The organism is Pseudoalteromonas sp. Isolate3 (assembly GCF_022398505.1).
Lineage (GTDB): Bacteria > Pseudomonadota > Gammaproteobacteria > Enterobacterales > Alteromonadaceae > Pseudoalteromonas > Pseudoalteromonas apostichopi.
In genome coordinates this window covers 1-7610 of the sequence record NZ_JAKEVN010000151.1, presented here as the reverse complement: position 1 = coordinate 7610, position 7610 = coordinate 1, and the positions used below count along the sequence as shown (strand labels likewise).

Here is a 7610-nt window from a genome sequence, read left to right as displayed (position 1 = left end):
CCTTCACGGATAGCGAAGCGTAAACCTTCGTCCATCGCGATTGGGCAGATTAGTTCTACAGTCATCTTGATGTTATCACCAGGCATTACCATTTCAACGCCGTCTGGTAACTGTACGTCACCTGTTACGTCAGTTGTACGGAAGTAGAACTGTGGACGGTAACCTTTGAAGAATGGAGTGTGACGACCACCTTCATCTTTAGAAAGTACGTATACTTCTGAAGTGAACTTCGTGTGTGGAGTGATTGAACCAGGCTTAGCTAGTACTTGACCACGTTCAACGTCTTCACGCTTAGTACCACGTAGAAGTGCACCGATGTTCTCACCCGCACGACCTTCGTCTAGAAGCTTACGGAACATCTCAACACCTGTACAAGTTGTCTTCGTAGTTTCTTTGATACCTACGATTTCAACTTCGTCATTCACGTTGATGATACCAGCTTCAACACGGCCAGTTACAACAGTACCACGACCTTGGATTGAGAATACGTCTTCGATAGGCATGATGAATGGCTTATCGATGTCACGCTCTGGCTCTGGGATGTAAGAATCTAGTGCTTCTGCAAGCTCAACGATTTTGTCTTCCCACTCTTTCTCGCCTTCTAACGCTTTAAGCGCTGAACCTTGGATTAGTGGTAAGTCATCACCTGGGAAGTCGTACTCTGAAAGAAGTTCACGAACTTCCATCTCAACTAGCTCAAGTAGCTCTTCGTCGTCAACCATGTCACATTTGTTCATGAATACGATGATGTAAGGTACACCAACCTGACGAGAAAGTAGGATGTGCTTGGACAGTCTACGTGTGCGTAGTGACGAGTAGGAGTATCGTACTCAACGTGTGAAGTTGAGATTGTGATACCACGCTCACGCTCTTCTGGAGCGTTATCGATTGATGCGAAGTCTTTAGCTACACCACCGTATACTTTTGCAAGTACGTTTGTGATTGCTGCTGTTAGAGTTGTTTTACCGTGGTCAACGTGGCCGATTGTACCAACGTTTACGTGCGGTTTTACGCGTTCAAACTTTTCTTTTGCCATGACGGAACCTATCAGTTTTGTGTATCTAGATTACATATGAAAATAATCCACCGAGGGTAGATTAATTTAATTTTTTCAAATTTCAAATAGTTTTTTCTGACAGATAAAGGAAGATATTAAGATGAGTTCTCGATACTGGTGCTGATAGGCAGATTTGAACTGCCGACCTCACCCTTACCAAGGGTGCGCTCTACCAACTGAGCTATATCAGCAACACCAGAAGTCTGGAGCGGGCAGCGGGAATCGAACCCGCATCATCAGCTTGGAAGGCTGAGGTAATAGCCATTATACGATGCCCGCATAGGAACCTGTTCTTAAACTACCTCTAACCGTCAAGAATAAAGTGGTGGAGGGAGCTGGATTCGAACCAGCGAAGGCTGAGCCGTCAGATTTACAGTCTGATCCCTTTGGCCGCTCGGGAACCCCTCCACGAAAATTCTTTACTAAGTCACTTCCGGTAAAAGGAAAGTGGTGCCGACTATCCGAGTTGAACGGATGACCTACTGATTACAAGTCAGTTGCTCTACCAACTGAGCTAAGTCGGCACTGCTTTAGTACGGGGCGAGATTCTAAGGTAAGGTTTATTGTGATGCAACCATAAAATTAAAAAAAATGTGATTTTATGTGTTAAACGCTCACTATTCAGACAAATACCCATACTTTTACTATTTTGTGGCTATTTCATGCCAATAATTCAGCCCTTTAAAAACCAGTAAGCTGTCAAATTTAGCATCTATAAATGAATCTGCTAACAGTTTGCCATAGCCACCAGCAAATAATAGCTGACAATCTTGTTGGTTAAGATGTTGTTTTGCTAGCTCGATTGCACCTAGGGTAGCAACCATGGCACCATTTTTTAGACCATTAGGAGTATTACGCCCTAAATCTGTAGTAAAGGGTATTTGTTTATCATCAAATACCCGCTGCGTGTTTTGGGTAAGTGAAGACGTCATTAAATCAAGACCGGGTAAAATCCAGCCCCCTAAATGCGCCCCTTCTTTGTTGAGCACATCGATTGTCGTTGCGGTACCGGCATCGATAATGATGCAGTTTTGCTGAGGATATTCTACATACGCAGCTATCACCGCGAGCCAGCGATCAATTCCTAAGTTTTGAAACTGTTGATAGGCGCAGGTTAACATAGCGAGTTTAGCTGTCACCTCTGCTTCAAAGTAAGGAACAGCATGTTGCTGCGCCTGTGCCAATAAAGGTTTAAGTAGCTCAGCGCTACCCACGCAGGCATATACCAGCTCTTTTATTTGTAACCAAGGTAAATTGCTGAGCTCACATGCTTGATAACCCTTACCATCAAATAAAACGGCTTTAATTGCGGTATTGCCAACATCCACTAATAGTTTCATAGCTCAGCCTTACGTAATGAAATTTCACCACCATAATAACTTTTTACTTCGCCATCTTGACGAATGCGCACGCCACCTTGGTTATCAATCCCTTCGCAAATGCCACGCCAGCTTCGATGACCAGTATTTAGCTCAACGCACTCGCCTGCAAATGCATTTAACTGATTCCACTGTAGATACATACCGTTTAAACCTGATTGCTGATACTGGGTTAAGCGTTTTTCTAAATAAAAGCACAAATAAGCCACCAGCTTGTTTTTATCTAACCCCTTTACATGCTGGCTTAAGTCAGTCCATGCTTGATCTATGTGTTGGCTAACACTTTCTGGCATATGTAAGTTGATACCTATACCTATTACAAGCTGGCAAGGTCCTTGTGGTTGACCATCAAGTTCAACTAATACACCTGCTAATTTTTCACGGTTTAAGTAGATATCATTTGGCCATTTAAGCTCTACATCCAATTGGTACAAGGCTTTAAGTGTATCGTAAACAGCCAGCCCAACAGCAATAGATACCCCCATAGCAGCTTGCAAACCATCATCCAAACGCCAAAAATAACTAAAGTATAAGTTTGCACCAAACGGAGATTGCCAAACCCGCCCACGGCGTCCTCTTCCAGCTTGCTGCATTTCTGCAACTAACACGCTACCAGATGGCAGTGGTACCTCTGTTTGCAAACGGCGCATAAGCTCACTGTTAGTTGAATCAATAATTGGCTGCACTTCGACCTCAGCGGTGCTGCCACCCAATACAGTATAATACTGGCCGATTTTATCTTTGTTCAGTAAGCCTGCACTATTGTTAAGGCAATACCCTTTACCAGTGACCTTGAAAATATCGAGCCCCATTTCCTGTAACGAGTGAATATGTTTACCCACTGCTGCGCGGCTAATACCAAGTTGCTCACCCAATTGCTGACCAGAAATAAAACCACCAGTATTCAGAGCATGTAAAATAGCGAGCTTATTACCGTCTGGTGCTTTCATAATGAAGCTCCTAATTCAATGTGACACTCATGAACGGCATTAATCAGTCGTACTTCGTGTTGTAGAGCAATCTGATATTTTTGCCAAACTTGTTGTTGAACATGTTTTACCATGGCAATTAAATCATCGCCTGTACTATTACCATGATTGACTAGCACTAACGCTTGCTGTTGATGAACCTCAATACCTGCGATTTTACAACCTTTTAATCCTGCTTGTTCAATCAACCATCCTGCCGCAACCTTATGGTGCTCAGCATCAACAAAGTAATGAGGTAACTCAGGATACTGTTTTAAAAGTAACGCAAGTTGCTCATTACTGATCACTGGGTTTTTAAAAAAGCTGCCAGCATTCGCAAGTTTGTTTGGATTTGGTAATTTACTGCTTCTAGTTGCGATGATTTGCTCAAACACCTGCTGAGGAGAGGGAGCTGAAAGCTGTTGCAATGGTCCATAACTAAGCACTGGCTGCCATTTTTTAGGTAACAGCAACCCTACTTGGGTGATCACAGCTTTATTTTTCAAGGCATGTTTGAATATAGAATCACGATAGCCAAATTGGCATTCATTCTTAGCTAAGCGGTTTATCGTTTTGGTTGCAATATCAAAGTACTCAACATAACTAACAAACTTTTCAAGCTCCACACCATAAGCACCAATATTTTGCACTGGCGCAGCCCCAACAGTACCTGGAATTAAAGCAAGGTTTTCAAGCCCAGGCATTTCATTGGCAACGGTCATAGAGACTAATTGGTGCCAGTTTTCTCCGGCTGCGATGTGCAATAAAAAGCCATCACTTTGCTGCTCTATATCTATGCCCTTCGTGTTCATGTGGATCACAGAACCTTGGTAGTCAGATAAAAACACCGTATTACTACCTTCACCTAAAATACAAAATGGCTTAGAAAAGTCTGTGCTTAAAAGCTGATCCACTTCATCAATTTGATAAAAATGCTGGCATTGGCTAGGCAAAGAAAAGGTATGAAAAGATTGCAGGGACTGAGCCACAAAACGCCTCAAAGGTTACCGGTAACTAATCGCATTAGTGTAACCTATCGTCGCAAAATACGCATTAGATTGTAAAAATCACTCAACCCACTGCACTAATCATGTTATAAAACGAGCTCTTTTTCATTTCCGTTCCAGGGTTATTATGAAGTTTAAACCATTACTTTTAAGTCTTGCTATGGCCGGTGCTTGCTCTCAAGCAACTGCAGATGCAATCAGCCAGCACACTTACGCAAACTTAGATGACGTAACAACCACTCACCTACTACTAGATTTAGATGTTGATTTTGATGACAAACAACTTGAAGGTTTTGTTGAGCACACGCTAGATTGGCACAATGCAACAAGCAAAACGCTAGTACTTGATACACGCGATTTAGATATCGACAAAGTAATGTATCAAGATCAAAAAGGCAGCTGGCACAAGGCTGACTTCACCCTTGCTGCACGTGATGACGTGAAGGGCTCAAAATTAACAATTAAATTTAAAAGCCAAGCGGTTAAAGCTCGTATTTACTACAACAGCCGCCCAGAAGCTTCAGGTTTACAGTGGTTAACGCCAGAGCAAACAGCCAGTAAATCACATCCATTTATGTACAGCCAATCACAAGCAATTCATGCTCGTAGCTGGATCCCAGTACAAGATACGCCAGCAATGCGCGTAACATACTCGGCACGTATTCACACCCCTAAAGACATTCGTGCGGTAATGAGTGCTGATAATAAAGATGCACTTTATAAAGACGGCGATTACTTATTTAATATGCCACAACCAATTTCGCCATACTTAATCGCAATTGGTGCTGGTAATTTAGAATTTAAAGCCATGTCTAAGCAAACAGGTATCTTTGCTGAGCCAACAATTTTAGATGCATCTGTTGCTGAGTTTAACGACACACAAGCGATGATCGATAAAACTAACGCTATGTATGGTGAATACGCATGGGGTCGTTATGACTTATTAATGCTACCACCAAGCTTCCCATTTGGTGGCATGGAAAACCCACGCTTATCTTTCATCACCCCAACAGTTGTTGCTGGTGATAAAAGCTTAGTAAACCTAATTGCTCACGAGCTTGCTCACTCTTGGTCTGGTAACTTAGTGACTAATGCGACGTGGGAAGACTTATGGCTAAATGAAGGTTTCACGTCTTACGTTGAAAACCGCATTATGGAAGAAGTGTTTGGCCGTGACCGTGCAGTTATGGAACAAGCGCTTGATGCAGCCGGCTTACGTGCATTACTTAAAACTCTGCCAGCACCAGATACGCGCCTTAACTTAAAACTTAATGGCCGCGATCCTGATGATGCATTTAGCTCAGTGCCTTACACTAAAGGTCAGCTTTTCTTAATTTATCTTGAAAACAAATTTGGCCGTGACAAGTTCGACCCATTCGTAAAAGGTTACTTTGACCAGTTTGCGTTTAAGTCTCTTACAACAGCTCAATTTGTTACTTACTTAAAAGCCAACCTTATCGACAAATATCCTGGCGTAGTGAGCATGGATAAAGTCAATGAATGGATCTTTGAGCCTGGTTTACCAAGCGATGCACCGAATCCAACCTCTGATGCCTTCGATAAAGTTGATGCAGTAACCAAAACATGGTTAAACGGTGAGATCAGTGCAGCCCAATTACCAACAGCAGATTGGTCAGTTCATGAGTGGCTACACTTTTTAAATAATCTTCCTCGCGATTTAAGCATTGCAAAAATGACTGAGCTGGATAATCAATTCAACCTAACACAGTCAACTAATGCAGAGCGCGCTTTCGCATGGTTTATGCTAGCGGTAGGTAATGGTTATCAACCTATCTACCCTGCTTTAGATAAACATCTATCAGGCATCGGTCGCCGTAAATTAATTGTGCCACTCTATAAAGCACTTATTAAAAACGGTAGAAAAGACTGGGCACATGATGTGTACTTAAAAGCACGTCCGGGTTACCACCCACTTGCACAAGGTACTGTTGACGACTTATTTGCAAAGTAAGTCATCAAACACAAAAAAGGCGCTGAAAATCAGCGCCTTTTTTAATTCTTTTATTAGTTACTTACTTTTTGTAAGAAGGCACGGCGCTCTTCAGGGCTTGCTTGTTGCCACCAAAATTCAAGCATAGCAGCCGCATTTGGCATATTTTTAAGTCCTGCTTGTCCGCCGGGTACTTTTGCAGGCAATGTAACAGGTTTTGCAGTCGCAGGCTTGTTGCTTGTAGCAGCAACAGGGGCGCTTGCCACAGCTTGTACTGGCGTGCTTGCTACACGATAGCTAACTATAGATAAAGGCACAGCAAGTTCACTGCCCTTGGCTTTTAAGCTTACTTGCGGTGCTTCAGCAAATACTTCTGCGGCTACAGCATTATTGGCACGATTGAACACTAAATCATAGTCTTTGCCACTTTCCACCGTGAGCTCAACCCAAAACGGCTCAGACTCAACAACTTGATGGTCATCATATCCTTGTTCGTATAGATCTGTGTATTTCATCTTCACTTGGTATGTACCAGGAGCAAGCTCAACATCGTCAACACGACTGAAAAACGACTGCTCAATAAGGCGCTCTCCAACTTGTAAAGGTACAAACTCTTCTGGAAAGTGAATAGTCTCAGCTACACTGCTAAAACTGTTAAATAGCATTAACGCACTACTCAGTAATACTAACTTACGCATGTTCACTCCTTGGTTGTTCAACTTGCGGCAGTATCAGTTTGACACTGCAAATAAAGTTTGTCATTAGTGGGTGGTCATTTAACCACATTTATAAGAGAGCTAAGTATGAGCCAAGAGACTATTTTTACAAAGATTATTAACCGAGAGATCCCAGCTGATATTATTTATGAAGATGAGCTATCACTGGCTTTTAAAGATATCAACCCGCAAGCCCCTTTTCATGTACTGATCATCCCAAAAACTCCAATAGCGACAATTAACGATGTTACAGAAGAAAATGCAGCTTTAGTCGGTCACTTATATGTGGTTGCAGCAAAGCTCGCCAAGCAATTTGGCTTTAGTGAAGACGGTTTTCGCGTCGTAATGAACTGTAATGACCATGGTGGACAAACTGTGTACCATATACATCTACACATGCTAGCAGGTAAAGAAATGGGCTGGCCTCCATATCAAGACAAGAAAAAACAACCGATCTAATACTTTGATATGTAAACAATTGTAAAAACTAGCACAAACATATTATTTTCAGCTATAATAATTATATATCATC

Annotated in this window: 6 protein-coding genes, 4 tRNA genes and 1 pseudogene; 2 read left to right on the top strand and 9 right to left on the bottom strand. The window is 42.3% G+C overall.

The annotated features are described in order from the left end of the window. From L1D46_RS18920 to murB, 8 genes and pseudogenes are all read right to left on the bottom strand, one after another. A pseudogene (locus L1D46_RS18920) lies at positions 1–1036 on the bottom strand (elongation factor Tu); the annotation flags it as partial. Positions 1037–1172: 136 nt separating this feature from the next. Then, positions 1173–1248 (bottom strand) — tRNA-Thr (locus L1D46_RS18915). Positions 1249–1261: 13 nt separating this feature from the next. Continuing rightward, positions 1262–1336, bottom strand: a tRNA-Gly gene (locus L1D46_RS18910). Between the two features lie 44 nt (positions 1337–1380). Beyond that, positions 1381–1465, bottom strand: a tRNA-Tyr gene (locus L1D46_RS18905). Positions 1466–1505: 40 nt separating this feature from the next. Continuing rightward, a tRNA-Thr gene (locus L1D46_RS18900) sits at positions 1506–1581 on the bottom strand. 120 nt (positions 1582–1701) lie between these two features. Further along, positions 1702–2397: a type III pantothenate kinase gene (locus L1D46_RS18895; protein WP_167658231.1), complete on the bottom strand. Its 696-nt coding sequence runs from the start codon at positions 2395–2397 to the stop codon at positions 1702–1704. Further along, on the bottom strand, positions 2394–3386 hold the full coding sequence (gene birA / locus L1D46_RS18890) for a bifunctional biotin--[acetyl-CoA-carboxylase] ligase/biotin operon repressor BirA (protein ID WP_130050283.1): 993 nt from the start codon (positions 3384–3386) through the stop codon (positions 2394–2396). Before birA ends, L1D46_RS18895 begins: the two co-directional genes overlap by 4 nt. Further along, on the bottom strand, positions 3383–4393 hold the full coding sequence (gene murB / locus L1D46_RS18885; RefSeq protein ID WP_130050282.1) for a UDP-N-acetylmuramate dehydrogenase: 1011 nt from the start codon (positions 4391–4393) through the stop codon (positions 3383–3385). Before murB ends, birA begins: the two co-directional genes overlap by 4 nt. A 145-nt stretch (positions 4394–4538) precedes the next feature. On the opposite strand from murB, the gene L1D46_RS18880 reads away from it, so the two are divergent. After that, a complete protein-coding gene (locus tag L1D46_RS18880; protein WP_130050281.1) occupies positions 4539–6383 on the top strand; it encodes a M1 family metallopeptidase in 1845 nt (614 codons plus the stop codon). Positions 6384–6436: 53 nt separating this feature from the next. Here the strand turns inward: L1D46_RS18880 and L1D46_RS18875 are convergent, their stop codons facing one another. Beyond that, positions 6437–7060 (bottom strand): DUF2057 domain-containing protein, encoded by a 624-nt coding sequence (locus L1D46_RS18875; RefSeq protein ID WP_130050280.1) that lies wholly within the window; start codon positions 7058–7060, stop codon positions 6437–6439. A 105-nt stretch (positions 7061–7165) separates the two neighbouring features. On the opposite strand from L1D46_RS18875, the gene L1D46_RS18870 reads away from it, so the two are divergent. After that, the gene (locus L1D46_RS18870; RefSeq protein WP_130050279.1) at positions 7166–7537 is read left to right on the top strand and encodes a histidine triad nucleotide-binding protein; all 372 of its coding nucleotides are present in this window, start codon (positions 7166–7168) and stop codon (positions 7535–7537) included. The last annotated feature ends 73 nt before the right edge of the window (positions 7538–7610 follow it).

Excerpts from the sequence above, each read along its gene's own strand:
- L1D46_RS18895 (WP_167658231.1), bottom strand. The coding sequence starts at position 2,397 with ATGAAACTATTAGTGGATGTTGGCAATACCGCAATTAAAGCCGTTTTA.
- birA (WP_130050283.1), bottom strand. The coding sequence starts at position 3,386 with ATGAAAGCACCAGACGGTAATAAGCTCGCTATTTTACATGCTCTGAAT.
- L1D46_RS18880 (WP_130050281.1), top strand. The coding sequence starts at position 4,539 with ATGAAGTTTAAACCATTACTTTTAAGTCTTGCTATGGCCGGTGCTTGC.
- L1D46_RS18875 (WP_130050280.1), bottom strand. The coding sequence starts at position 7,060 with ATGCGTAAGTTAGTATTACTGAGTAGTGCGTTAATGCTATTTAACAGT.
- L1D46_RS18870 (WP_130050279.1), top strand. The coding sequence starts at position 7,166 with ATGAGCCAAGAGACTATTTTTACAAAGATTATTAACCGAGAGATCCCA.